This window comes from Corynebacterium sp. 20-84, assembly GCF_053479455.1.
This window is the reverse complement of record NZ_JBRBCB010000001.1, coordinates 12,739-38,428: the sequence shown is the minus strand read 5'-3', so window position 1 is coordinate 38,428 and position 25,690 is coordinate 12,739. Positions and strand designations below refer to the sequence as shown.

Sequence of the window (25,690 nt, the reverse complement as noted above, 5' to 3'; positions counted from 1 at the left end):
CTTACGGCCCCATGAAACCGATTGCGGGGTGAAAACAGTGGACGATGTCTACTTCAGTCGACAATGCCGCCGAGGAGGACCGCCAAGGCCGGTTCATCGCCGGCGTTGATGATGTGGAGAGTCTTCACGCCTTTCTGGGTGAAACCAACAGTCTCAGGTGCCAAGGAAATATCTTCGAGGTACACGTCCCCGGTGATGTTCAAGACCGCGTGCGCGTAGTCCTGATTGACGACGAAGACGAATTCCTCGTGGGGGAGGATGCGCAATTCGGCGGCGATGACATCAGCACCGAGATCAACCGGGCCCGTTTGCCCGAAGAGGGATCCGGCGAAAACGCGGGCCTCGCCGGCGTCGGAAGTATTGAAGCCGGTGAGGGTGAACGAGTCCGGAATCTCCTGCTTGGAAGCTTGAGTCTCTCCATTATCGCCAGAGTCAAGGCTTAGCAGAACGCTGCGTCGCTCGGTGTTCTCTGCCCCGTGATAAAGCACTCCCGCATTCTCGCTATCGGAGAACTCCCATGTGATGGCGGTGGCACCGTCAGCGGGAAGAGTGCCGATGGAATGCCATGCACCCGGGCCGGTGTGCGGTTCGATGGGGAGCGGGCGGACATCAACGTCGGCCGCGCCGGGGCGACGTTCCTGCGGGGTGGTCATGAGCCAAAGGCTACATGAGCTAACGCAGGAGCGGGCGGGCGCGCAGGCTCAGCTCAGCGGAAGCGAGCGCACCCAGCACGGCGGTGACGAGGAGGGTGCCCGGGAGGAAACCGGCATCCACAGGCAGTGAGCCGAGGGCGGAGCCGCTGGCAATGCCGACCTGGAATGTCACCACATAGATCGACGATGCGCGGTTCTGGTTGGCATTGCCTGCGAAGAGGAAGACGGTCGTGGCCACGGTGGGAAGACCGCCACCGGCCAGGCCGAGAGAAGCGACGACGAGAACAGCGAGAATGAAGCCAGCAACATAGGAGCCGCTGCTGACTGCCAGAGCGAGCGCGCCAATGAGGCCAGCAAGAACAATCAAGCCAGTGCCGACGATATTCATGCGGATCATGCGCCGGTCCGCGCGACGGCCCGCGGAGATCACACCGACGATGCCGAACAGGCCGTAGGCGGCCAAACCGACAGCGACCAATTGCATTCCAGCGGTGTGCTGCAAAAACAGTCCCAGATAGGTGTAGGTGCAGAACAATGCCGTAATGACTAGCGCCAAATAGACCACCAGCGCCGGTAGGGCTGAGCGCTTCTGCTCCCCTTCTGGCTTACCGGCGGGCGGAATCGCGGGCATGGAAGGCAGGTAGAAGAACAACAGCGTGAATGCGAGCACGACAAAAGCCCCGAGAATCCACGTGGCGATACGCCAGCCGAAAGCGCCGCCGAGCATCGTTGTCAACGGCGAGCCAACCACGAGCGCCATCGTCGAGCCCAACGAGACGACGGCGACGCCCTTGCCGGTCATGCCCGCGGGAGCGAGACGTGCAGCCATTGGGTTGACCAAGGACCAGAACAGCCCGTGGGTCAACGCGGCACAAACACGGCCGATCACCAGCACCCAATAGGTTGAAGCGGTCGCCTGCAGCACGATGCCGCCGAGCAGAAAAATCAGCGTGGCTATGAACACCGGCTTGCGGTCCAACCGCCGGGTGACCTCCATCAGGGGGATCGTGACCACCGCGACGATGGAGGCGTATACCGTCATGAGCAAGCCCACCTGGCCCTCACTCACACCGAGGTCTCGAGCCATCGGGGTGATCAGACCGACGGCGAACATTTCAAATGTCACGTACACGAACGCCGCAAAGCCCATTGCGGACAGCGGCAGGTACGGGAATGCTGCTTTCGGGGTGGTAGTCACACCGTGTCACGCTAAACGTTTTCTATTCAAATGTCCCACTTGGGTGGTAAAACATTTAAGGATTAGCAGAAATACGGAGAGACGATGCCCTACCAACCCGCCCCATGGACGTCGAAGCACACGGGCCAGACCTACCCGACGATCACGCAGTACGACCAGAAACACCTCGTTCTCATGGTCTTCTTCATCATGCTGTGCGGGATCCTCGTCGTGGCGGTCAAGGAGCTGCCGGGTTCCGTGATCAAAGCGTCGCGCAAGGTTGCGGGCGCGATCATGGGGATCATCTCGGTGGCATATTTCCTGTGGGTGCTCAACCCGAAGCGTCTGGTGTGGGATGAGACGGCACCGTTCCACGTCACTGATGCGCTGCGTCTGATTACGCCGCTCGCGCTCGGAACGGGCAATCCGACGGCGACGGCGATCAGCTACTACTGGGGCCTCTTCCTCAACCCAATGGCGCTGTTCTTCCCGGACATGGCATTCGTGCAGGACAATAAAGTGCTGCAGGAGGTCGCGTACTGGTACTTCCACATGGCGGCCAGCGTCGTGCCGGTCGTGCTGACCTTCGGGCTGGGCTACCGTCCGAGCTGGAAGGACTGGCGCATGATCACGGGTGTGACGCTCGCCTGGGGTGCGTTTGCGGCGACGATGAATAAGTTCACCGGCGGCAACTACATGTTTGTCGCCGACCACCCGCGCGGCTGGTCTCCGCTGCAGCTTTTCGGGCGGTGGCCGTGGTACCTGGCCATTGTGGGACCGGGCGTGATCGGGGTCTTCGCTCTGCTTACCGCTGTGTGGAAGCTGCCGGCAGACCGCTGAACTGGTGCAGCTTCGCCGTCGCGGCAGGCACGGCTTGCGCGATGGCTAAGGCGCGGGCCGGTGCCTTGCCGAATTCGGTCTGCGCGGCAAGAGCGCTAGCTACAGCGTGAATGACAACGGGCTGAGTATCCAACAGGAAGGCATCGTTTCCCCAGCGTGCAGCCGCATGAGCAAGGTGTGCGCCGGTGATCCCGGAGAGCACGTCGCCGGAGCCGGGAGTCGCCGCCCACGAGGTTCCGGCATCGATGACGGAGTCCGTGGATTCATGGCGGGGGTTGGAGATGATCGTGGAGCGCCCCTTGCGCAGCACGATGCAGTTCAGGGATTCGGCCAGGGCGCGGGTCTCGGCTAAGCGGTCTGCGGGAGAGATTCCTTCCGCGTTGCGCAGACGGACGAATTCGCCGTCGTGAGGGGTCAGCACGGTCTGGGCGGCGCGGCCGCGGAGGAGTTCGCGCAATTCGGGGTCGAGGGAGATCAGGGTGAGGCCGTCGGCGTCGATAAGCAATGGCTCCTCGCGCCCGAGCAAGTACGCGAGCTCGCTGCGCGCCGTGCTGTCGGTGCCCGTGCCGGGGCCGAAGACCCACGCTTGGACGCGGCCGGCATCTTCGAGCTTTTGCGTGACGACGACCTCCGGTAGCGCCCGGACTACCTCATCCGCCTGGGGCCCGGCGTAGCGGACCATCGACGGGGAGGCATGAACGGCGCCGGCGGCGGTGAGGATTGCTGCGCCGGGATATGTGTCGCTGCCTGCGCGGATGCCCACGACACCACCGCTGTATTTGTCATCGTGGAAGCGCGGCTCCATGCTGGGCACATTGGTCGCGGTCAGCGGTGTGAGGCTGTCCGGCCACTGGTGGTCGCCCGGAACTGCGCGGTGGAGCATTGCGGCTGCGTCGAAGGGCGAGAGGTTATCGCTGATGGACTGGCCGTCGGCGAGGTGCGGGTCAGCGAGCAGCTGGATGCCGCATTCGGGGGCCAAGCCGTGGGCGACTCGCCAGCCGCCGAAAGTGACGGTGGCATCGGCGATGACGTGGAACTCGCCTGTTTCGCCCGTGTCTGCGTCGATGCCGGAAGGCACGTCGACGGCGAGCACGTGTGCGTACCAGTCAGCGAGTCCCTGGATGACCTGGCCGGTCTGCTCGTCGAGGCTGCCGGCGCCCCCAAGACCGGTGAGACCGTCAATAGCGAAGCGGTATTCGCGCACGCCGTCGGGCAATTCTGTGAGCACCGTGCCGCCGGCGTTGCGGAAGGCTTCCAGTGCCGGTTCGTGGGCGCTTCCCCACGCCAGCCACGCATCGACGGTGTGGCCGGCCAGGGCGAGCTCCGCACCGGCGTAGAGCGCATCACCGCCGTTTCCACCTTTGCCCACCAACAGGAGTGTCTTCCGGTTTCGGCGGAGATCCGCCAAGGGGTCGGGCCAGGCGAGCATCGCCTCGGCGGCTTCGAAAACAGCGTGAGCTGCGGATTTCATTAGCTCATCGGTGCTGACCTGCTCGTCCAGCAGGGGTTTTTCGGCTGCGCGGATTTGTTCGGCTGTGTACGCGTAAACCATGCTGCCCACGGTAGCGGGACAAGCTGTGAGCTACTGAATGATGCGCTTCTGACGTGCCGCGGCGATGGCGGCGGTGCGGTTGTCCACGCCGAGCTTGCTGTAGATGTGCACCAGGTGCGTCTTCACCGTCGCGGCGGAGATGAACAGCTGCGTGGCGATGTCCCGGTTGGACGCTCCGGTGGCCAGGGCTTCGAGGATCTCGATCTCGCGGGCGCTCAACGCCACATCGGGGCGGGTGAGGCGTTCGGCCAGCACATTCGCCACCTGCGGAGACAAGGTTCGCTCCCCCTTCGCGGCGGCGAGCACCGCGGCGCGGAGATTCTCTTCCGGTGCGTCTTTGAGCACGTAGCCCAGCGCTCCGGCCTCCATCGCACCGACGACATCGGCCTGGGTGTCGTATGTGGTCAGGATTAGTACGGGCGGGCCGCCGGCGGCCTGCAGTTTTTGAGCCACTTCGATGCCGGTCATGGTCGGCATTTGGATATCGGTGACGACCACATCGACGTCAGCGGGAAGATCGTCAATGGCGGTGCCGTCGGAGCCCTGGGCGACGACATCGATCTGACCGTCGCTCTCCAGCACGGCGGTAAGGCCGGCGCGGACGACGGGGTGGTCGTCGATAAGCATGATGCGGACCATTAGCCCTCCAGTGGGATTCGTGCCGCGAGCACGGTGCCGCGCGGCGAGCTTTCCAATTCGAGCGTGCCCCCGACCTCGGCGACGCGGGCTCGCAGGCCGGTCAGGCCGTGACCCTCGGGGCGCTTGACCCCCTCGCCGTCGTCGAACACATCCACGGTGGCGACATTACCGAGTTTCTCCACAGTGACCACCGCCTTGCCGGCATGCGAATGGCGGACGATATTGCTCACGCCTTCGCGCACGACGCGTTCCACGACATCCGCGGGCTCGCCCGTGATCTGGTCCGCGCCGGGTGCGACGAGGGTGAGGTCAAGCGGGGACTCGATCGCCTTTTGCCGATTGCGTGCCGACGCCGCGACCGCCTCCAGTCGCTCGCTCAGCGGGGCCGCTTCAGGTGAGTTCGCGGCGACGAAACGCCGGGCCTCCGACAAATTCTCGCTGGCGGTCTCCACGATCGTGCCGAGGATCTCTTCCGCCTTGTCCTTGCGCGCCGGGTCCCCGGACTCGAGGTGCCCGGTGGCGACCCGGCCGAAAAGAACAATGCTGCTCAAGCCCTGCGCCATCGTGTCGTGGACCTCGCGGGCCAGGCGCGTGCGCTCCTGGAGCGCGCCGGCTTGGTACTGGCTTTCGGCGAGCTCCATCTGCGTGGCCTCGAGCCGCGCGGCGATGAGCTTGTAGTGCTCCGCCTCCGCGCGCAGCGCCTGGTACGCGAAGCTGGCCACCACGGCGACGAGCGTGCCGATCGTCGGGCCGATGATGCCCCCGATGCCTGTCTCCGGCGCCATGACCGCCACAGTGAACGCCCCCGCTGCGAGCGACGCGGCGATTCCGACCGGTGCGGGCAAGAGGTAGCAGGCGAGCATGACCAGCGGGAACTCCAGCCACGCGAAGTCCGGTGAGGCCCACACCAACGCCACCCACAACGCGGCGATGACGGCCAGCCACGCCGCACCGGCACCCGTGCGGATATTCCGTCCGCGATGGTGCATGACCGTTCCCGCCAGATACAGCGCCGAAAAGAGCGCTACCAGGCAGATGGTCAGCGCCGGGACCCGCGAGTGCCGAACGCCGATAAGGCCCACGACGAGCAGCACCGCGACCAGCACGTGCAGGCTCACGCGGAGGAAAGCGAGGACATTATTGGTGGTCTTCACAGTTACTCACCGTATATCGCGAATCAACCGATCGGTTGACTGCTAAATCACCCGCTCACCCGATGTGGGATGACCTGCACAGACGTCAGAATTGAGTCATGTTTGTTGCACTGAGAGATTTACTGAATGCCAAAGGGCGCTTCGGTCTGATCGCCGGCGTGGTCGCTCTTGTGACGTTCCTCGTGGTCATGCTCACCGGCCTCACCGCCGGCCTGGGCAAGCAGAACACTTCTGCTCTCGAGGCCCTCGACCCCGCCGCCGTGACGTTCGACGACGCCGATAACCAGTCCTACACCACCTCCCGCATCGCGAAAGCCGATGAGGGAACCATCCCGCTGGGCACCGGCCAGACGTTGATGTCCCGCGACGACGGCTCGGAAGATTCTGTCGCCGTCCTGGGTCTGCCGTCCGGCACCGAGCTGCCCGGCGGCCAGGTCTTGGAGGATCACGCAATCGCGTCCGAGGGGCTCGAGCTTTTCGACGGCGAGTCCATCATCGTCGGCGGCGCCCCCGTCACGGTGAGCGAGCAGGCCGAAGATCTGTACTTCGCCCACTCCCCTGTCCTGTGGGTTCCGACCGAGACTTGGCAGGCCGCCATGCACACCGAGGCAGTGGGCACGGTCGAGCTTTCCGATAACGAAGACACCGCACCGGAGGGTTCCGTCTCCCTGAAGGACTCCTTCCAGGCTCTTCCCGCCTACTCCTCTGAGCAGGGCTCCCTGAAGATGATCCAGGGCTTCCTCTACCTCATCTCCGCGCTGGTCACCGTCGCCTTCCTGAGCGTGTGGACCGCGCAGCGCACCCGTGACCTGTCCATTCTCAAGGCCATCGGCGCATCCAACGGCTACCTGCTCAAGGACAGCATCGGTCAGGCCGCGCTCATTCTCGCGCTCGGCGCCCTGATCGGCACCGCCGCTGCTGCCGGCCTGGGCCTGCTGGCTTCCCAGGTCGCACCGTTCGTCCTGAACCCCGCCAGCGTGATCCTTCCGGCTCTGGCCATCTGGATCCTCGGCATGGGCGGCGCCGCACTGGCCACCCGTTCGATCTCCCGCGTTGACCCGCAACTTGCACTTGGAGGTGCAGCTTAAATGACGACCGCAACCAAGAACCGCACCACGACCCAGTCCACCAGCAGCGCAGCTCCGGCGCTGGCGATGCAGGATGTCACCGTCACCTTCCCGGACGGCGACGGCCGCATCACCGCACTGGATAACGCCACTCTGCAGGCTGACCCGTGCACCGTCACCTTCGTCGTCGGTCAGTCCGGCTCCGGCAAGTCCACCTTGCTGTCCGCGGCCGCCGGCTTGCTCACCCCAGACTCCGGCACCGTCACGGTCGCTGGTCAGCCGATCAGCGACGAGATCCGCCTCAACCACATCGGCATGGTCTTTCAACAGCCGAACCTCATCGCCTCGCTGACCGTGCGCGACCAGCTGCTGGTCACCGAGCACATCCGTGGCGTTCGCGGAAAGGAACTGCGCGCCAAGAAGTCCCATGCGGACGACCTGCTCGCACTCGTCGGACTCGAGGGCTTGGGCGACCGCCGCATGCAGCAGCTTTCCGGCGGCCAGCGCCAGCGCGTCGGTATCGCCCGCGCTCTGATGGGCGAGCCGAGCCTCCTGCTTGCCGACGAGCCCACCGCCGCCCTGGACACCAACCGTTCCCAGGAGATCATCACGCTGCTGCGCAACGTCACCGAGGAACTCGGCCCGGCCTGCCTCATCGTCACCCACGAGACCGAGCTGATCGAGCACGGCGACCGCGTCATCGAGGTCAGCGACGGTCATGTCACCGAGGGTTAGGCGGGCGACGCTAGGCGTTGTTCGGTGAGTCCAGTGGATTCTCCCAGGATCACTGTGCGTTTTCCTCGCGGTCCAGGATGTCAAGGACTTCGCCGATGTTTGTGCAGTCCACTTTCATTCCCATTGGGTAGGTGACCTGCACAAATTCGTCACGCTTTGGGGGCTGTTTCAGGCCAGCTCGAGCGAGGCCATGCGGAGTCCCTTCTTCCGCAATAACCGTAGGGGCGCCCGCCCGCGCTGTCATTGGGGAGAACTCCCCACGACGGAGCGGGACTAGAGCGTCACCCCGCTGAGACGAACATCGATGAGTTCATTGAGGACGCCATCGGCTTCTTGAGCGAGTGCGTCGTTTCCGTCAGGCTGCGCCCACTCGGCAAACTCGATCGGAATGTTCTCAAGAATTGCTTGGCGGGCGTGGCCGTCCGGCCCGTCCTCGACGAGTTCCTTGACGACCTCGGGACGACGCTCCACCCACTCAGCCAACCGACGATCGAGTTCGGGAATCCAGGCTGACCACGGCTCGGACTTCGCGAGTTCAGCAAGTCGCCCCGTCAATGGCGCCTCGGTGTTGAGCTTCGGATGCACCGTCGAACTCTCACGCGGCAGCCAGTCAGGCCAGTGCTGCTCGTCTCGCGGATACCATCCGCCCTTCATTTCATCGCGCCACGTGTCGTCGCTCGGCCGGATATCTGCAGCCGACGCCGGCGGCTCGAACGGCGCTCCGGGATGATCGCCCCAGTACGCACGCGTCGAATGCTCGCGTGTAAAGGTCATGCTGTGGCCGTCAAACTCACCCTGCAACAGAATCCACGCCCCCTTGCCGGGCCCCGATTCACGCCACCGAGCCTTGCTCGCAGCGCTCCGAAGCGCGGGCTTCACACGCTCCTGATGTTCGGTGCCGTCCGCGTCTGTCCACCATTGACGGCTCCAGACGACCGAGTTGCAGAGCGACAAGACACATCGCGCGGAGCTCGCCTCTGCTGGCAACGCTTCACGCCACAGTTCAGCAAACACGGCGTCATTGGCGCGCGGATCCTCGTTGACGTCCATTGATGGCAGTGCCCACACTGATGTCGCGTTCAGCCGCAAGTTTGCGGGCTGCCGCGTACGATTTCGTCGTCAAATCTGACCGTGAGCTTCACATCGTTTACGCTATCACCTGTGGTGACGCAGCTCAATAGCTAATTTATGGCGCAGATCTACTGGCACTCGGGGCACCAGTACAGTTTGCGGCCCTCGAGCACCCTCGTCTCGATGGGGGCGCCGCACACATAGCAGGGGTCGGTAGCGCGGCGGTAGACATAGACCTCGCCGCCGTGATCGTCCTTGCGGGGTGGGCGGTCCATCGCCTCGGGTGTGTGCTCGGGGCGGACTGTGTCAATGCGGCCGTGGTCGACGCCGTAAGCCATCAGCTCGGCCAGGTCGGTCCAGGTCGCGTCGAATTGCGCGCGGTCGAGCTGATTGCCGGGCAGAGCGGGGTCGATCCCCTGCCGGAACAGCACCTCCGCGCGGTAGATATTGCCCACGCCGGCAAAGAGCTTCTGGTCCATCAGCATCGAACCGATGGTGCGCTTCGAACGGTGGACGCGTTCCCACAGGGCCTCAGGCGGGTCCAGCTCGACGATCGGATCGAAGCCGGACTTATCGACGATCGCAGCCGCCTCCCCCGGCGTCATCAGCTCGCATTTCTGCGGGCCGCGCAGGTTGGCGGCTGTCTCGCCGTTGGAGATGTGCAGCCGCATCTGGCCCCACTCGTCGGCGGCGGGCTCGAAGCGCAAAGAACCGATCAGCCCGAGGTGGATATAGATCGTGTGCTCGGGTGCGTCCTGTTCGTGCCCGAAGGAGATGAACAGGTGCTTGCCGTGGGCGGAGGCTTCGAGGAGACGCGTGCCGTCGATAAGCGATGCTTCTGTTGCGAATCTCCCCTGTGGACTGGTCACCTCCACCGGGCCCGAGCGGAAGTCCGCGTTGAGCGTGCGGGCGAGGCGGTGGAGAACGTGACCTTCAGGCATTTAGCCGATTCTACTTAGGCTCGACCGGGGATGCGGAGACGACGACACCGTCGGAATCGGCGTAGACGTACTCGCCCGGCACGAAGTCGATGCCGCCCAGACGCAGCACGATATTCTCCTTGCCCACGCCGTCCTTCGCGGACTTGCGCGGGTTGGAGCCCAGCGCCTTGCAGCCGAAATTCATCTTGGCCACCTCGGCCGAATCGCGGATCGGGCCGTTGATGATCACGCCGGCCCAGCCGTTCTTCACGCCCGCTTCCGCGATCATGTCGCCCATGAGCGCGGTGTGCATGCTGGCGTGGCCGTCGACGACGAGCACCTTGCCCTCGCCCGGTGAGTTCAGCGTCTTCTTCACAAGGCCGTTGTCCTGGAAGCAGGAAATGGTGTGGATCTCGCCGCAGAAATCGACGGTGCCGCCGAAATTGCGGAACTGGATATCGCAGCTGCGCACCTCCGTGTCGTGGATATCGGCGATGTCGGCGGTGGGGATGAACTGAATGTCGGCCATGAGGGTGCTCTTTCGGTTCTACGGTGGTTGACGAGTTCCGAGTTTACGCACTAGAACTAGGGCGAGTTAGTCGAATTCGCCCCCTATTTGCTGGACGGGCTGGCCGTTTAGCGCCACGCTGCGCGCATTATTTCTTCATCGGAGAGATCAGCGTGGACACGGGCGGTGCGGGCACAATCTTCCGCGGTGATCTTCCTACGCGGAGCTGGCTCTACAGCGTCTTCGATCTTGCGACGCAGGTATTCGTTCCTAGACAGCCCAAGCTCGGTAGCTTCAGAATCCAGACGTTTCACGGCAGTGTCCGAAATGCCCCGGATCAAAATGTCCATGATCGCCTCCCTGGTGTCTGATATCACGATATCACTCCTAAGGCGACGAAAAACCCGCACTGCGCGGTGACAGTGCGGGTTTGATCAGTTCAAGCTAGTGCTTAGAACTGGCCCTCCTCGGTGGAGCCCTTCAGGGCGGTGGTGGAGGAGTTCGGGTCGACGGTGGTGGCGACGCGGTCGAAGTAGCCTGCGCCGACCTCGCGCTGGTGCTTCACAGCGGTGAAGCCGCGCTCGGAAGCAGCCTGGAACTCGCGGTTCTGCAGGTCGACGAATGCCGGCATGCCCTCGCGAGCGTAGCCGTGAGCCAGGTCGAACATGGAGTAGTTCAGGGCGTGGAAGCCAGCCAGGGTGATGAACTGGAACACGAAGCCCATCTTGCCCAGCTCCTTCTGGAACTTGGCGATCTCTTCCTCGTCCAGGTGGGAGGACCAGTTGAAGGACGGGGAGCAGTTGTAGGCCAGGAGCTGGTCCGGGAACTCTTCGCGGACACCCTCGGCGAACTTCTTAGCCAGCTCGAGGTCCGGAGTACCGGTCTCCATCCAGATCAGGTCGGCGTACGGAGCGTAGGACTTCGCACGGTCGATGCAGGGCTCGACGCCGTTCTTGACGTAGTAGTAGCCCTCAGCGGAGCGCTCACCGGTCAGGAACTTCGCGTCGCGCTCGTCGACGTCGGAGGTCAGCAGGGTTGCAGCCTCAGCATCGGTACGGCCGATGACCACGGTCGGGACGTTGAGAACGTCAGCTGCCAGACGGGCAGAGGACAGGGTACGGATGTGCTGCTGGGTCGGGATGAGGACCTTGCCACCCAGGTGGCCACACTTCTTCTCGGAAGCGAGCTGGTCCTCCCAGTGGGTACCAGCGGCACCGGCCTGGATCATTGCACGCTGCAGCTCGTAGACGTTCAGAGCGCCACCGAAGCCAGCCTCACCGTCAGCGACGATCGGGACGAGCCAGTTGACCACGGAGTCATCGCCCTCGACGCGGGAGATCTGGTCAGCGCGGGTCAGAGCGTTGTTGATGCGACGGACAACGTTCGGCACAGAGTTGGCCGGGTACAGGGACTGGTCCGGGTAGGTGTTGCCGGAAAGGTTAGCGTCACCAGCGACCTGCCAACCGGAGAGGTAGACAGCCTTCAGGCCAGCGCGAACCTGCTGCACAGCCTGGTTACCGGTCAGGGCGCCCAGAGCGTGGATGTAAGAACCGTCGCCCTTGGTGATGCCGTCCCAGAGGATCTCAGCGCCGCGACGTGCGAGGGTCTGCTCCTCGACGACGTTGCCCTGCAGCTCAGCAACCTGCTCTGCGGTGTAGTCGCGGGTTACGCCCTTCCAGCGGGGGTTCTCGTCCCAGTCCTTCTGGATTTCCTGAGCAGTACGAGCCTGTCCAGTGGTGGTCATAGTGCTTGTCCCCTTTCATTGGGTGTGTGATAGAAGGCTCTCACTCCAAAAAGTGAAGTGAGACACGCTCGTGGCGTTCATGCTTAGTATTCCCAAGCGCCACGTGAAACGTCAACAGAAACCCCCGGTTCCGGTTTTGGAGGGGGTGAGTTGACTAGAGGACATGAGCCTCACGCATGGCGAAAATCCCCCCAAATGGGACAGGGGACCGAAAAGGAAAAGCACTCAGTGCTGCATGAATGATCGGTTGAATTCAAAACCATGCGTCCAGCCGAGCGGACATGGCCGGGCATCTGGATTCACAATTTCGGGGGTAGTTATAGGGTCATCGAAATAGAAAGTTAACCGTCGGTGACAACAATCACTTAATCTTGAGGACAATGCTCACCTAACACCGCGGAGTCAATGTGGTGTCGGGCGCACTAAGGCACCTTTAGACTTGTGCCAAACATTTCAACTGGCTGAAAGGATCTCATTCGATGACTACGCCGCAATTTGAGGACCGCACCGAGCGTGTTGAAGCAGCTGGTCTTCAGGTCGAACGCCCGCTCTACGATTTTGTGACGGAGCAGCTTCTGCCGGAGATCAACATCGACGCCGAGAAGTTCTGGGCCGACGCTGCGAAGTTCTTCGCGGACCTGGCCCCGAAGAACAAGGCGCTGCTCGCACGCCGCGACGAACTGCAGCAGCAGCTGGACGAGCACTACCGCAACAACCCGGGCCAGCCGGATCCGGCACAGCACGAGGAGTACCTGCGTTCCATCGGTTACCTGGTGGATCAGCCGACGGACGGCGCGATCCGCACGGAGAACGTCGACGAGGAATTCGCCAACGTCGCCGGCCCGCAGCTGGTGGTGCCCATCACCAACGCCCGTTTCGCCATCAACGCCGCGAATGCTCGTTACGGCTCGCTGTACGACGCGCTGTACGGCACCGATGTCATCCCGACCGACGGTGGCGCTGAGCCGGGCAAGGGCTACAACCCGGTCCGCGGCGAGCGCGTGATCGAGTGGGCGCGCACATTCCTCGATGAGGCTGTCCCGCTCGAGGGCGCATCCCACGCCGATGTCGACTCTTACGAGGTCACCGAAGACGGCGCCCTGAAGGTCACCGCCGAGGGCAATGAGGTCGCGCTGAAGAACCCGGAGGCTTACCTCGGTTACCAGGGTGAGAAGAACGATCCGTCCGGCATCGTGCTGCGCAACAACAACCTGCACCTGATCATCCAGATCGACCGTGAGCACCCGGTGGGCAAGATCGACCGCGCTGGTGTTGCTGACGTCCTGCTCGAGTCTGCGGTCTCCGCGATCATGGACTTCGAGGACTCCGCAGCGGCTGTCGACGGCACGGACAAGGCCGCCGCGTACGCCACCTGGTTCGGCCTGAATAAGGGCGACATCTCCGAGACTGTGCAGAAGGGCGATAAGTCCTTCGAGCGCACCCAGGTCGATGACCTGACGTACACGACCAAGGACGGTGCCGAGGAAGCCCTGCACGGCCGCGTCATGATGCTGTGCCGCAATGTCGGTCACCTGATGACCAACCCGGCGATCCTGCTCGACGGTGAGGAGGTGCCGGAGGGTTTGCTTGACGGCCTGATCACTGTCGCAGCAGCCATCCCGGGGCTGCGCGAGGACAATCCGCACCGCAACTCCCGCGTTGGCTCTGTCTACGTGGTGAAGCCGAAGCAGCATGGCCCAGACGAGGTTGCATTCACCAACGAGATCTTCGACCGCGTCGAGGAGATCCTCGGCCTGCCGAAGAACACGGTGAAGGTCGGTGTCATGGACGAGGAGCTCCGCACCTCCGTCAACCTGGATGCTTGCATCATGGAGGCCGCCGATCGCCTCGTGTTCATCAACACCGGCTTCCTCGACCGCACGGGCGACGAGATCCACACCTCTATGCACGCCGGCCCGATGGTGCGCAAGGCAGACATGCAGACTGCGCCGTGGAAGCAGGCCTACGAGAATCACAATGTCGACGCAGGTCTCGCGCACGACCTTCCGGGTCGCGCCCAGATCGGTAAGGGCATGTGGGCTGAGACCGAGCACATGGCCAAGATGCTGGAGAAGAAGATCGGCCAGCCGCGCGAAGGCGCCAACACGGCATGGGTCCCCTCCCCGACCGGAGCGACCCTGCACGTGACGCACTACCACCAGGTGGATGTCCACGAGGTGCAAGACGAGCTGCGGGCAGCTGGCCGCCGAGATTCTTTGAAGGACCTGCTCACCGTCCCGGTCAACACCGCGGGCGACAACTGGTCCGACGAGGAAAAGGCGGAAGAGCTGGACAACAACTGCCAGTCGATCTTGGGCTACGTGGTCCGCTGGGTCGAGCAGGGTGTCGGTTGCTCCAAGGTGCCGGACATCCACGATGTCGACCTGATGGAGGACCGCGCGACGCTGCGCATTTCCTCCCAGATCCTGGCCAACTGGATCCTGCACGGTGTCGTCACCGAAGAGCAGGTGCTCGACTCGCTCGAGCGCATGGCAGTCAAGGTCGACGAGCAGAACGCCGGCGACCCGAACTACCGTCCGATGGCGAAGGATTACGACGCATCTATCGGCTTCCAGGCGGCAAAGGACCTCATCCTCAAGGGCACTGAGTCCCCGTCCGGTTACACCGAGCCGATCCTGCACGCGAAGCGCCGCGAGTTCAAAGCAGCTAACGGCATCGCTTAACAGCACGAACCGCTGCACGTAGAAGCGCATCATGCCCGCTTGGGCGTGGTGCGCTTCACCTATGCAGGCCTGCGAGCGTATTCTCGCTAGGGATCTACGCGAAGGAGATAGCCGGGAAGATGGTGTACCAAATCGGTTTCGACCGCGAGAAATACATCGACATGCAGTCGGAGCACATCTCGGAGCGTCGAAAAGCAATCGGCGGGAAGCTCTACCTCGAGATGGGCGGCAAGCTTTTCGACGACCACCATGCCTCCCGCGTGCTGCCCGGCTTCACGCCCGACAATAAGATCGCGATGCTCGAGCGCATCAAGGACGAGATCGAGATCATCGTGTGCGTCGGTGCGGGCGACCTCGTGCGGCAGAAAGTCCGCGCGGATCTGGGCATCACGTACGAAGACGAGGTTTTGAGGCTTATCGACGTCTTCCGTGAACGCGGATTCCTCGTCGACAATGTGGTGATCACGCAGTACGAGAGCGGAACTGAGCAGGCAGATGCATTCCGGGACAAGCTGGAACGCCTCGGTGTGACAGTGAGCCTGCACCACATCATTCCGGGATATCCGAACGATATTTCGCGGATCGTCTCCGAGGACGGCTTTGGCCGCAACGACTACGTAGAGACGTCCCGCGATGTCGTGGTGATGACCGCGCCGGGTCCGGGCTCCGGCAAGCTGGCGACGTGTCTCAGCCAGGTCTACCTGGATAATCAGCGTGGAATTGCAGCTGGCTACGCCAAATTCGAGACGTTCCCGATCTGGAACCTGCCGCTGTCCCACCCGGTGAACCTGGCGTACGAGGCGGCGACGGTGGATTTGGACGATATCAATGTCATCGACCAATACCACCTGGCGGCTTATGGCGAGCAGGTCTCGTCCTACAACCGCGATATCGAGGTCTTCCCGTTGCTCAAGGCCCTGTTGCGCGAGGCGACGGGAACTGAGCCGTACCAATCCCCCACTGACATGGGCGTGAATATGGCCGGCCACTGCATTTCCGACGATGAGGCGTGCCGGTACGCGGCGAACCAGGAGATCATCCGGCGCTTCTTGGCTGCGCAAGTGGATGCGCGCAGGGGCGATGTCGATCCGGCGGTCCCCGACCGCGCGGCGAATGTCATGCGCAAGGCGGGAATCTCCGTCGCTGACCGTCCGGTGGTCGCCCCGGCGCTCGCTGTGGCGGAAAAGACGGGCAATCCGGGTGCGGCGCTCGAGCTGCCCGACGGTGAGATCGTCACGGGCAAGACCTCGGACCTGTTGGGGCCGTCGGCGGCTGTGCTGCTCAACGCCTTGAAGAAGCTCGCGGGAATCGACGATGAAGTGCACCTACTCTCCCCCGATTCCATTGAGCCGATCCAGACGCTGAAGACCCGCTACTTGGGTTCGCGCAACCCCCGCCTGCACACCGACGAGGTGCTCATCGCCCTGTCCGCGTCGGCGAATTCCGACGAGAATGCTCGCCTCGCCCTGGAGCAGCTCCAGTCCTTGCGCGGCTGCGACGCGCACATCACCACGATTCTGGGTTCGGTGGACGAGGGAATTTTCCGCAACCTGGGTGTGCTGGCCACCACGGAGCCGCAGTACTGGCGCAAGGCGCTGTACCACCGGCGGTAGACTGGGGCATCATGCCCAGCAAAATCCTGCTCTACTACCAGTTCCGCCCGATCCCGGACCCCGAAGCGATCCGTTTGTGGCAGCGCGACCTGTGCGAGGGGCTGGGGCTCAACGGCCGCATCATCATCTCCCCCGACGGCATCAACGGCACCGTCGGCGGTGACATGGACGCCTGCAAGACCTACGTGCGCAAAACGAAAGAGTACTTCCGCGGCATCGAGTTCAAGTGGTCCGAAGGCGGGGCAGAGGACTTCCCGAAACTCAGCGTGAAGGTGCGCGACGAGATCGTCTCCTTCGGCACGCCGGAAGAATTGCGTGTCGACGACCGCGGCGTCGTCGGCGGCGGCACCCACCTCTCACCGGAGCAGGTCAACGAGTTGGCGGCCTCCCGCGACGACGTGGTCTTCTTTGACGGGCGCAACGCGTACGAAGCCGAGATCGGCAAATTCAAAAATGCCGTCGTGCCGGATGTGAATACCACCCACGATTTCATTGCGGAGCTCGAGTCCGGAAAATACGACTGGATGAAAGATAAGCCGGTCATTTCCTACTGCACCGGCGGCATTCGCTGCGAGATCCTCTCCTCGCTGATGATCAACCGCGGTTTCGAGGAGGTCTACCAGATCGACGGCGGCATCGTCCGCTACGGCGAGAAATTCGGTAACCAGGGCCTGTGGGAAGGCTCGCTGTATGTCTTCGATAAGCGCATGCACACCGAATTCGGTCCAGAGGACGACGAGGATTTCGTCCAAGTCGGCCACTGCGCACACTGCGGCGAAGCGTCGAACCAGCACTACAACTGCGCGAATGAGCCGCATTGCAGGCAGCAGTACGTCAGCTGCGAGACGTGCCGGGAGAAGAATCCGTACTGCCCGGCGTGCAGTTAGGGAGTTTTAGCCGACACTGTCTTGGGCGAGAATGCCGACGGTGAGGATCAGCCACGCCATCGTGAAGGGCACGATCGGGATCCAGAACACGCCCATCCACGGCACCCACCGCTCATAGCGGTTGAGCTTGCGCACCATGATCACGGCGCACGCCAGCAGGGCCACGACCGGCGGGATCGAGGAGAGAACCGCCCACGCGGTGCGCCAGCCGGAACTGCACAGCCACGTCGCCTCCCCTGCTTCGCACAGCGGGCCGCCGGCAAGGCGCGCCACGAGGGCGAGCGCACCGCCGAAGAGCAGTGTGCCCAGCACTGTGGCCACGGCGAAGACGATTGCCTGGCGCGTGGAAGCACGGTTGCGTTCGTTCAACTCGGCCGGGTCCGGTTGGTCGGCGAGCTCGTCGAAATCGCGCGGTTCCGGCCGCACCTTGTTGTAGTAGTCGGCTGCCCCGTGAAGGTCGTTCTCCGGGTGCTCTGGAGTGTCCCGGCGCAGACCGGCGTGCGGATTCTCGTGAGGTCGCGGTGTGCTGGTGGACATGCCCGTCAGTGTAGTCCCGAGAAAATCACGGGAAAATGACCACGGGCACGGGGGCGTGGGTGAGGAAGTCCTCTGTGCGCGGATTGGTCAGCACACGTGCCCGCTCGGTGGGCTGGGAGTCGAGGAAGAGAATGTCGCCCTTCTTCCACTTTTGGGAATTCACCACGGCTTTCCATCCGTCGCCGGCGCTGACGGAGGTGTCCACCTCAAAATTCTTCGGCTCCGGAATGCCGAGCTGTGTGGCAGTGTCACTGACACAGTCGCGGGCGCGGTCGAGCAGGGCGAGGGAGGATTCATTCCATTCGTCGATAAGCGGTGCGTGCGCGGTGAATTCCGCTTCGTGCTTGTATGTCTGGCGCGGGGAGAATGCCATGATGCGCAGGTCGACGTCGAGGAGCATGGCTACCGACGCCGCGACCTTGATGCCGCGGGCAGACGCGTCCTTGTGCTCGTCGAGGAATGCGTAATTGACGCGGGTAATGCCCTTTTTCGAGAGTTTGACAGCGCGCGGTGCGAGACCGACCGAGATCGGCGAATAATGCATCATTGCGTCCGCGGTAGACGTGGCCAAGAAACGGCCCTTCTTCGCCTTCGACTTCGAGCCGAGCAAGATGAGATCGGCCTTGAAACTCTTCGCTTCCGCGGAGATCAGCTCGTGGCGGGGACTTCCGTCCCGGAAGACTGCCCACTGATCGTCCCAGGCTTCGCGCGGAACCTGCTGTTTGAGTGCGTGCCGGATATCGCCGACGCGCTTGTCTTCAGTGTGCTTGCGCCACTTCTTGTATTTCTTGCTGTTCTTGCCTCGCAGCGACGACCACGGGCGCGGGGCAGTGCTGATGACGCGGATCGTGCATTTCGTGGTGCGCGCGAGCCAGGCCGCGAATTCGATGGCCTCTTCCCCCGGCTGGTCCCAGCCGACGAGGATGCGCAAAGGACGCTCCTCACCGAGGTGCGGGAGGAGCTCAGGAGTGAGGGGGTAAATGTCCATGTAGCGCAGGCGTTAATGTAAGACCAACAACGCCTTAACTTTATATGTCCCCCCACTGTGCAGACAATTCACCCCTGCTGCGAGCAAGGGTTCGCGCTAGTGGAGGTTGCCCGTGTTGTACGTGCGCGCGAGCTCGGCGAGAGCCGGAGTAGCTGCCTTGAGCTGTTCCAAGGACTCTGGGTCGAGGGTCGATATCATCTCGGCGACGTAGCGCGTGCGCTCGTCGGCGACGCGGTTGTGTTCCTTGATGCCCTTATCCGTGATCTCCACCTTCACTCCGCGACGGTCCGTCTCGTCGCGGACGCGGCGCACGAGATCGCGCTGCTCCAGCTGGTGCAGCGTGTTCGAGGCGGTGGGCATGCGGATGCCCTCCTCTTGTGCGAGTTGGCTAATGCGCATCGGGCCGGTCTCGATGAGACGCTCCATGATGGAGAGCTGCGGGCCGGTAATGTCGGATGCCTCGGTAATGCGGAAATAAGCGACGTAGAGCTTCGTGAGGAAGGGACGGATTTCTTTGGCGACGGAGTATGCGTCCTCGACAGGGTTTATTGGCATGCCACCTAGTGTAGGTGCTCAACACCGAAATTAAGAAGCCGAAGCACATTTTCTTGCACCGAACCATCGGGTGGGTCTATCAACCGCCTCGTGAAGAGTACGCTGGTAGCAATGTTCAAATTGGTTCATATCGTTTCCCACGAATGGGAAAGGCGCTCTGCGCTGCGTGAATTTCGCATAGGAAAGAAGAGCCGGGATGAACTTTGTGATGCGGATTTCCTCCTCCGCGCCGCCGGCGAGCACCACGGAGTCGATTCTGACCGGCCCTGCCCCATTTGCGAGAAAACAATGCGCACTGTCTTGTGGGTCTACGGAGACAATCTAGGGCGCCGTTCCGGGTCCGCGCGCAGCGAAGCAGAAATCGCGGAGCTTATCGACGAGACCGGCGGTCCCTTCACCGTCCACACCGTCGAAGTGTGCGGGCATTGCCGTTGGAACCATCTTTTGAGCACCGCCGAAGCCGTTCCGGTTCCGTCATTCGGCGACGAAGGAAGTACTCTGTCGTAGAGGAATCGAGTAGGCAGGATACTTCAATTGGCACGAGACCGAGATAAAGAGTCCGGCAGCGACTCCGGCAAGAAGAAGTCGGACGCAGCGCGCCGCGACACCGCGAAGAAGAGCACGCAGGGCCGTACCGGGCCAAAGCGCAGCGAGAAAACCACGAAGGCTGGTGCTGGGTCGGGTTCTGGCTCGACCGTGAAAGCATCCGCTAAGTCGGCAGAAGACAAGGCTAAAAAAGCGTCGGCCTCGTCTGGCAAGAGTGCTGCAAAGAAAAAGAAGAAAAAGAGCCGCAAGGGCCAATGGCTCGCGGCTTTCGTGTTGGCGCTCGTGCTCATCATGGCGGTGCCGCTGTCTATCTTCGGCGTGAAATACACCCAGGCAGACCTGCCGCACCCGGGCGAGATTGAAACGGCCCAGGTGTCGACCATCTTCGCCAACGACGGCACGACGCAGCTGGCCCGCATCGTTCCCGCCGAGGGCAACCGTGAGCAGATCCCGCTCGACGAGGTGCCAAAGCATGTCCAGGACGCCGTCCTGGCCGCTGAGGACCGCGACTTCTGGGAGAACTCCGGATTCTCCTTCACCGGTTTCGGTCGTGCTGTGCTCGGTCAGATCACCGGCGACGCTTCCGCCGGCGGCGGTTCCACGATCACGCAGCAGTACGTGAAGAACACCATCGTGGGCAACGAGCGCTCGTACAAGCGCAAGTTCAATGAGCTGGTCTACTCGATCAAGATGACCCGCCATTGGTCGAAGGAAGAAATCCTCGCCGGCTACCTCAACACCATCTACTTCGGCCGCAACGCCTACGGCATTCAAGCGGCTGCCAACGCCTACTTCAGCAAGCCCGCCTCCGAGCTCACCGTCGAGGAAGGCGCCGTGCTCGCAGGGCTCATTCAGCTGCCTAACCAGCTCGATCCGTGGAATAACGAGCAGGACTCCATGAACCGCTGGAATTACGTGCTCGACGGCATGGTCGACATGGGCTCGATCACCCCTGAGGAACGCGCCGGCGCGAAATTCCCGGACACGCGCGACCCGCAGACCTACTCCGCCTACACCGAAGCCACCGGCCCCAACGGCCTGATCAAGAACCAGGTCATGGCAGAGCTGGAACAGGTGGGCATCACCGAGGCCGACGTGACCAACCGCGGCCTGCAAATCACCACCACCATCGACCAGCGCACGCAGGACCAGGTGCTCAAGACTTCTGAGGAACAGCTCTCGCTGCTGCAGGAGGACGCGCGCACCGGTGTCGTGGCCATGGACCCGGCCACCGGCGCGATCAAGGGCTACTACGGTGGCGACGACCCCAGTGGCTGGGACTACGCCAACGCCGGCCTGCAGACTGGTTCCGTCTTCAAGATCTTCGGTCTGGCGGCCGCCCTCCAGCAGGGCATCCCGCTGTCGGCGTACTACGACTCGGCTCCGGTGACGGTGGGCAACCGCACCATCGGCAACGACTCCGGCGTCAACGGCGGCGTGACCACCTTGGCGGAGGCGCTGAAGAACTCCTACAACACCTCGTTCATCCGCATGCAGTCCGATCTGGACGATGGCCCGATGGACACCGCCGACATGGCCCACGCCCTCGGCGTCGCCCGCGAGCTGCCGAATATTCCGCACACGCTGACCGAGAACGGCGAGGCCCCGTACGACGGCATCATCCTGGGCCAGTACCAGTCCCGTGTCCTCGACATGGCCACCGGCGTGGCCACGCTGATCAACCGCGGCGTGTGGCACCCGCCGCACTTCGTCCAGCGCGTCACCTCCGCCGACGGCGAGGTGCTCTATGAATTCGACCCGGAGTACAAGGAGCGCCGCGTGAACAGCCAGGTCGCCGACAACGTCGTCGAGGCGATGCAGCCGATCGCCGGCTGGTCGAATAAGACGCTGGCTGGCGGGCGCCCGTCCATCGCTAAGACAGGTACCGCTCAGATGGGCGACACCGGAAATAACAAGGATGCCTGGATGATCGGCGGCACGCCGCAGCTCTCCGTCGCTGTGTGGGTGGGCACCGCCGATAACACCTCCCCCATCTTCAACCAGTGGGGCGGCAATATGTACGGTTCGATGTCACCGGGCGCGATTTGGAAGGGCGTCCTCGACGGCGTCCTCGAAGGCCAGGACTACGAACAGTTCCCGCAGGCGAAGCCGATCAACTGGGGCATCAACCCCTACTCGGGCGGCAAGTACGGTGGTAGCACGACACCGAGCTCCCCGACCTACGATTACGGCACGGGCGGGGCAGTTCCGTCGGAGACGCCGGAGGCCGAGAACCCGAATGAACCGGCACCGGCTCCGGATGCTCCCGCTCCTGCTCCCGCACCGCCAGCGCCGGCCCCGGCTCCCGCGCCAGCACCGCCAGCTCAGCGGCAACCGCAAGTGGACATCGGCGGTTTGATCGAAGACCTGGTTGGATAGCGTGACCACGAATCAGGACCTGCCCCAGCACAACGGCGTGCGGTGGCCCGACCCGGCCGACCGCGTCCAGCCGGGCACCACTGAGCCCGTGGCGGCTGGCGTGGTGCGCGCGCTCGGCGGGCCGATGGGCCGCTTCGCTCAGATCGGCCGCGGCCGCTGGTGGACTCCCCTTCGAGCCATCATCGCTGTCGCGTGGACCTTCCTCGCGCTCGGGGCCCTGTTCAAATCCAATTGCGCGCGGGGCAAGCTTGTCGACGGCTCCATGCAGCTCAACTGGGACGGCAACCGCCACTACACCTCGTTCTGCTACAACGACATCGTTCCCCTGTACGGCGGGCGCGGGCTCGACCAGCCCGGCTTCGTCTACGACTACTCATGGGTGGAAGGCGACCTGACCCGGTATATGGAGTACCCGGTTCTGGGCGGCCTGTTCCAGGGGCTGATGGGGTGGATCGCTAGGACGACGTACCCGGTCGTCGATAAGCTCTTGCCCGATGCTGGCTGGTACTTCTACCTGACAGCTTTCGTGATGGCCGTGATCTGGGTGGCCACTGCGCGCATGGTCGCGGAGCTGGCCGGCAACCGCATCTGGGACACGATCCTCGTGGTGGCCTCTCCCCTGCTCATCATGCATGCATTCACCAACTGGGACATTCCTTCGATCGCCTTCGCGGTCGGCGCGATGCTCGCCGCGCGCAATAAGCGTTTCTGGCTGGCTGGCGTTCTCATTGGTGCGGGCGCTGCGTTCAAAATGTGGCCGATTTTCCTGCTCGGCGCGTACCTCGTCGTGTTCCTGCGCCGCCGCGATCTCATGCCGTGGGTGAAGCTCACGGTCGGCGCCGTGGCTACGTGGCTAGCGGTGAATGTGCCGCTCATGCTGCACAATTACGATTCCTGGCACGAATTCCAGCGGCTCAATACTGACCGCGGCTGGGAATGGACCACGATCTACGCCGTGATCTCCCGCATGACTGGCTGGGGCGGTTTCGACTCCGGTGAGGGCGCGCCCGTCATTCTGAACGCGGTGACCCTCGTGCTCTTCCTCCTCGGCTGCCTGTTCGTGCTGATCGCTGGGTTGAAAGCCCCGCAGGAACCGCGCATCGCTGAACTGGTGGTCCTCATCGTCGGCTTCTTCCTGCTGTTCAACAAGGTGTGGAGCCCCCAGTACTCCCTGTGGTTCGTCGTGCCCGCAGTGCTCGCTCTCCCCCACTGGCGCCTCCTGCTGTCTTGGATGACCGTGGACATGATGGTCTGGCCGATCCTGATGTGGCACATGATGGGCACCGACAACCTCGGTCTGCCCGGCAGCGTCCTCAATATCGTCGTGATTGCGCGCGATGCGTTCATCATCGCCATCATGGTGCTCGTCGTCCAGCAGATGTACGCCCGCCGCCGCGACAAAGTCCGCGACGCGCACTACGGCTGCGATCCGCTGATGACCACCCCGGATGATTGGGAGGAGGCGAAACGCACATGGGTCTCACCGCGACCACAATCCTCGGAATCTGCTCCATCTTCATCGCATTCGGTCTCTTCACTGCCTGCTACTGGACAGTCGTGAAAAATAAGCCGGCCGCGCTTTCCGTCGGCCTCGGCTTAGCCGCATTCATTTTCATGACCTTCGTCCCCGTCTTTCTCGCCGTGTTTGTCGCCGCCCCGAACGCGGGACACTAAGCCGTGGGCTATATTCACGCGGTGCCCAGTGCATACGCCGAGATCGTGGATTGATTCCAGCGAATCCGTACGGTGGGAATCATGAGCATTAAGAAACTAACGACGTTGATCGCCGTACCTGCTCTCTCCCTCTCCATGGTCGCTTGCAGCAGCACTTCTGATGAAGATGCGGAAACCGCAACCGACCAGGCGCCGAGTGAAACCGCAGTTGCCGAAGAGGCCACGACCACCGCTGTCACGGATGATGACAAGACCGATGACGATGGGGACGACCAGGCTGACGACACAACCGACGACAACGATGATCAGGCTCCCGCCGCAGGATCCGCTCAGGGTGAGCTACCGGACGCGGTGACGGGATACACGAGCGAAGCGGAGGCTGAGATGGCCGAGGACGGTGTGTCCGAAGCTGACGTGGAGCGCGTGCTTGCCGAGGCGAAAAAAGACGGCGCCGGCGTTGAGACTGAATGGGACGACGACGGGTACTGGGAGATCGAGGTCGGCGAGATCGACATCGATATTGACCCAGACGGATTGGTCCGCGAAGTGGGCCGAGACGACTAGCCGACCAGAAGAAGCGTGATTTTCTCCATGGTCGATCACTGGGGTACGCTGGACGGGTTGCTTGACGCAACGACCCTCCTGCCATCGCCATAAGGGGCGGTGGCCGAAACCATTGAAACGACCATAGGAGGTGATGAGGTCCGTGCGTCACTACGAAGTAATGATCATTCTCGACCCGAGTCAGGATGAACGCACTGTTGCCCCGTCCCTGGACAAATTCCTCGAGATTGTCCGCAAGGATAACGGCACGGTGGAGAACGTCGATGTGTGGGGCAAGCGCCGTCTTGCATACCCCATCGACAAGAAGGAAGAGGGCGTCTACGCAGTAGTCACCCTGGACTGCGAGTCCGAGACCGTCCAGGAGCTCGACCGTCGTCTTAACCTGAACGACACTGTCATCCGCACCAAGGTTCTGCGCACCGACAACAAGTAAGCGCTGAACTTTTAGAACGGCGCGTGAAGGTGAAAACCCCAGCGCACGGGCTGTGTTCGGTGCGGGCTATAGACTAGCTTGCACACGGCAAATAAACGTCGATACAGCACACTGTTCAAAAGGTCGAAAAGGTAAGGACGAAAAGATGGCACAAGGCGATACCCCAATCACTGTCGTAGGCAACCTCGTTGCTGACCCGGAACTGCGATTCACCCCGACGGGGCTTGCGGTGGCGAATTTCCGCATCGCATCCACCCCGCGCGTGTACAACCGTGATTCCGGCCAGTGGGAAGACGGCGAAGCTTTGTTCCTGACCTGCAACGTGTGGCGTGAGGCCGCGGAAAACGTTGCGGAGTCGCTGTCGAAGGGCATGCGCGTCATTGTCAATGGCCGCCTGAAGCAGCGCTCCTACCAGAACCGTGAAGGTGAAAACCGCACGGTATTCGAGGTTGAGGCCGACGAGGTCGGTCCCTCCCTGAAATACGCCAGCGCCAACGTGACCCGGAACTCCCGTGACGGGAACTCCGGTCGATCTGGTGGCGGCTTCGGCGGCAACCAGGGCGGCCAGTCCACCGGTGGATTCGGTGGCGGAGGCAACCAGGGTGGTGGCCAGTCTGGCCCGTCCAACCAGGGCGGCCAGCAGAACAGCCAGCCCGCAAACGACCCGTGGAACTCTGCACCTCCTGCCGGCGGTTTCGGCGGCATGGACGACGAGCCCCCGTTCTAAAACACATCGACAAACACACCATCAACTTTCAGAAGGAAAGGTC

General features: G+C 62.9%; 25 protein-coding genes. 12 read left to right on the top strand and 13 right to left on the bottom strand.

Annotated elements, in window-relative coordinates; all coding sequences use genetic code 11:
* Positions 1-53: 53 nt before the first annotated feature.
* Together ACUY2Y_RS00185 and ACUY2Y_RS00180 are read right to left on the bottom strand one after the other, a co-directional pair.
* The gene (locus tag ACUY2Y_RS00185) at positions 54-653 is read right to left on the bottom strand and encodes a hypothetical protein (protein ID WP_448324310.1); all 600 of its coding nucleotides are present in this window, start codon (positions 651-653) and stop codon (positions 54-56) included.
* Positions 654-672: 19 nt separating this feature from the next.
* A complete protein-coding gene (locus ACUY2Y_RS00180; protein WP_448324495.1) occupies positions 673-1,803 on the bottom strand; it encodes an MFS transporter in 1,131 nt (376 codons plus the stop codon).
* Positions 1,804-1,935: 132 nt separating this feature from the next.
* Here ACUY2Y_RS00180 and ACUY2Y_RS00175 point away from each other — a divergent pair, with 132 nt between their 5' ends.
* A complete protein-coding gene (locus tag ACUY2Y_RS00175; protein WP_448324309.1) occupies positions 1,936-2,670 on the top strand; it encodes a TMEM164-related integral membrane acyltransferase in 735 nt (244 codons plus the stop codon).
* On the opposite strand, the gene ACUY2Y_RS00170 is transcribed toward ACUY2Y_RS00175, so the two are convergent.
* The 3 genes from ACUY2Y_RS00170 to ACUY2Y_RS00160 are packed head-to-tail and all read right to left on the bottom strand — an operon-like array spanning position 2,636 to position 6,015.
* Positions 2,636-4,222 carry a bifunctional ADP-dependent NAD(P)H-hydrate dehydratase/NAD(P)H-hydrate epimerase gene (locus ACUY2Y_RS00170; RefSeq protein ID WP_448324308.1) on the bottom strand — a complete coding sequence of 529 codons (1,587 nt, stop codon included), beginning with the start codon at positions 4,220-4,222 and terminating at the stop codon, positions 2,636-2,638. The two genes, ACUY2Y_RS00175 and ACUY2Y_RS00170, sit on opposite strands and share 35 nt — an antisense overlap.
* A gap of 30 nt (positions 4,223-4,252) precedes the next feature.
* Positions 4,253-4,861: a response regulator gene (locus ACUY2Y_RS00165; protein WP_448324307.1), complete on the bottom strand. Its 609-nt coding sequence runs from the start codon at positions 4,859-4,861 to the stop codon at positions 4,253-4,255.
* Complete coding sequence (locus tag ACUY2Y_RS00160; RefSeq protein WP_448324306.1) at positions 4,861-6,015, bottom strand: sensor histidine kinase; 1,155 nt, start codon at positions 6,013-6,015, stop codon at positions 4,861-4,863. The genes ACUY2Y_RS00165 and ACUY2Y_RS00160 overlap by 1 nt, the downstream gene beginning before the upstream one ends.
* Before the next feature lie 98 nt (positions 6,016-6,113).
* Between ACUY2Y_RS00160 and ACUY2Y_RS00155 the strand changes: the two genes are divergently transcribed.
* Together ACUY2Y_RS00155 and ACUY2Y_RS00150 are read left to right on the top strand one after the other, a co-directional pair.
* On the top strand, positions 6,114-7,103 hold the full coding sequence (locus ACUY2Y_RS00155; RefSeq protein ID WP_448324305.1) for an FtsX-like permease family protein: 990 nt from the start codon (positions 6,114-6,116) through the stop codon (positions 7,101-7,103).
* A complete protein-coding gene (locus ACUY2Y_RS00150) occupies positions 7,104-7,817 on the top strand; it encodes an ABC transporter ATP-binding protein (protein ID WP_448324304.1) in 714 nt (237 codons plus the stop codon).
* A 273-nt stretch (positions 7,818-8,090) separates the two neighbouring features.
* On the opposite strand, the gene ACUY2Y_RS00145 is transcribed toward ACUY2Y_RS00150, so the two are convergent.
* The 5 genes from ACUY2Y_RS00145 to aceA all read right to left on the bottom strand — a co-directional run bounded on the left by ACUY2Y_RS00145 (position 8,091) and on the right by aceA (position 12,060).
* Entirely contained in the window at positions 8,091-8,867 is a 777-nt protein-coding gene (locus ACUY2Y_RS00145) for a hypothetical protein (protein ID WP_210573701.1), read from the bottom strand.
* 149 nt (positions 8,868-9,016) lie between these two features.
* The gene (locus ACUY2Y_RS00140) at positions 9,017-9,829 is read right to left on the bottom strand and encodes an Fpg/Nei family DNA glycosylase (RefSeq protein ID WP_448324303.1); all 813 of its coding nucleotides are present in this window, start codon (positions 9,827-9,829) and stop codon (positions 9,017-9,019) included.
* Positions 9,830-9,839: 10 nt separating this feature from the next.
* The gene (gene rraA / locus ACUY2Y_RS00135) at positions 9,840-10,337 is read right to left on the bottom strand and encodes a ribonuclease E activity regulator RraA (protein WP_259901781.1); all 498 of its coding nucleotides are present in this window, start codon (positions 10,335-10,337) and stop codon (positions 9,840-9,842) included.
* Between the two features lie 107 nt (positions 10,338-10,444).
* Positions 10,445-10,693: a type II toxin-antitoxin system VapB family antitoxin gene (gene vapB / locus ACUY2Y_RS00130; RefSeq protein ID WP_448324302.1), complete on the bottom strand. Its 249-nt coding sequence runs from the start codon at positions 10,691-10,693 to the stop codon at positions 10,445-10,447.
* 74 nt (positions 10,694-10,767) lie between these two features.
* A complete protein-coding gene (gene aceA / locus ACUY2Y_RS00125) occupies positions 10,768-12,060 on the bottom strand; it encodes an isocitrate lyase (RefSeq protein WP_448324301.1) in 1,293 nt (430 codons plus the stop codon).
* 479 nt (positions 12,061-12,539) lie between these two features.
* On the opposite strand from aceA, the gene ACUY2Y_RS00120 reads away from it, so the two are divergent.
* From ACUY2Y_RS00120 to trhO, 3 genes are all read left to right on the top strand, one after another.
* Positions 12,540-14,744 (top strand): malate synthase G, encoded by a 2,205-nt coding sequence (locus ACUY2Y_RS00120; RefSeq protein WP_448324300.1) that lies wholly within the window; start codon positions 12,540-12,542, stop codon positions 14,742-14,744.
* 119 nt (positions 14,745-14,863) lie between these two features.
* Complete coding sequence (locus tag ACUY2Y_RS00115) at positions 14,864-16,357, top strand: DUF1846 domain-containing protein (protein ID WP_448324299.1); 1,494 nt, start codon at positions 14,864-14,866, stop codon at positions 16,355-16,357.
* Between the two features lie 11 nt (positions 16,358-16,368).
* Positions 16,369-17,244: an oxygen-dependent tRNA uridine(34) hydroxylase TrhO gene (gene trhO, locus ACUY2Y_RS00110; protein ID WP_448324298.1), complete on the top strand. Its 876-nt coding sequence runs from the start codon at positions 16,369-16,371 to the stop codon at positions 17,242-17,244.
* Positions 17,245-17,250: 6 nt separating this feature from the next.
* On the opposite strand, the gene ACUY2Y_RS00105 is transcribed toward trhO, so the two are convergent.
* From ACUY2Y_RS00105 to ACUY2Y_RS00095, 3 genes are all read right to left on the bottom strand, one after another.
* Positions 17,251-17,781 carry a hypothetical protein gene (locus tag ACUY2Y_RS00105; RefSeq protein ID WP_448324297.1) on the bottom strand — a complete coding sequence of 177 codons (531 nt, stop codon included), beginning with the start codon at positions 17,779-17,781 and terminating at the stop codon, positions 17,251-17,253.
* Positions 17,782-17,806: 25 nt separating this feature from the next.
* On the bottom strand, positions 17,807-18,769 hold the full coding sequence (locus tag ACUY2Y_RS00100; protein ID WP_448324296.1) for a universal stress protein: 963 nt from the start codon (positions 18,767-18,769) through the stop codon (positions 17,807-17,809).
* 96 nt (positions 18,770-18,865) lie between these two features.
* Positions 18,866-19,324, bottom strand: a complete 459-nt coding sequence (locus ACUY2Y_RS00095; RefSeq protein WP_448324295.1) for a MarR family winged helix-turn-helix transcriptional regulator — start codon at positions 19,322-19,324, stop codon at positions 18,866-18,868.
* Between the two features lie 111 nt (positions 19,325-19,435).
* Here ACUY2Y_RS00095 and ACUY2Y_RS00090 point away from each other — a divergent pair, with 111 nt between their 5' ends.
* From ACUY2Y_RS00090 to ACUY2Y_RS00065, 6 genes are all read left to right on the top strand, one after another.
* Positions 19,436-19,831 carry a DUF5318 family protein gene (locus tag ACUY2Y_RS00090; protein ID WP_210573720.1) on the top strand — a complete coding sequence of 132 codons (396 nt, stop codon included), beginning with the start codon at positions 19,436-19,438 and terminating at the stop codon, positions 19,829-19,831.
* Between the two features lie 330 nt (positions 19,832-20,161).
* Positions 20,162-22,249, top strand: coding sequence for a transglycosylase domain-containing protein (locus tag ACUY2Y_RS00085; protein WP_448324494.1), 2,088 nt, complete (start codon positions 20,162-20,164; stop codon positions 22,247-22,249).
* Between the two features lie 124 nt (positions 22,250-22,373).
* The gene (locus ACUY2Y_RS00080) at positions 22,374-23,810 is read left to right on the top strand and encodes a glycosyltransferase family 87 protein (RefSeq protein WP_448324493.1); all 1,437 of its coding nucleotides are present in this window, start codon (positions 22,374-22,376) and stop codon (positions 23,808-23,810) included.
* 194 nt (positions 23,811-24,004) lie between these two features.
* Complete coding sequence (locus ACUY2Y_RS00075; RefSeq protein WP_448324294.1) at positions 24,005-24,487, top strand: hypothetical protein; 483 nt, start codon at positions 24,005-24,007, stop codon at positions 24,485-24,487.
* A 142-nt stretch (positions 24,488-24,629) separates the two neighbouring features.
* Positions 24,630-24,920 (top strand): 30S ribosomal protein S6, encoded by a 291-nt coding sequence (gene rpsF / locus ACUY2Y_RS00070; RefSeq protein WP_210576076.1) that lies wholly within the window; start codon positions 24,630-24,632, stop codon positions 24,918-24,920.
* Between the two features lie 145 nt (positions 24,921-25,065).
* The gene (locus ACUY2Y_RS00065; protein ID WP_448324293.1) at positions 25,066-25,647 is read left to right on the top strand and encodes a single-stranded DNA-binding protein; all 582 of its coding nucleotides are present in this window, start codon (positions 25,066-25,068) and stop codon (positions 25,645-25,647) included.
* Positions 25,648-25,690: the final 43 nt, after the last annotated feature.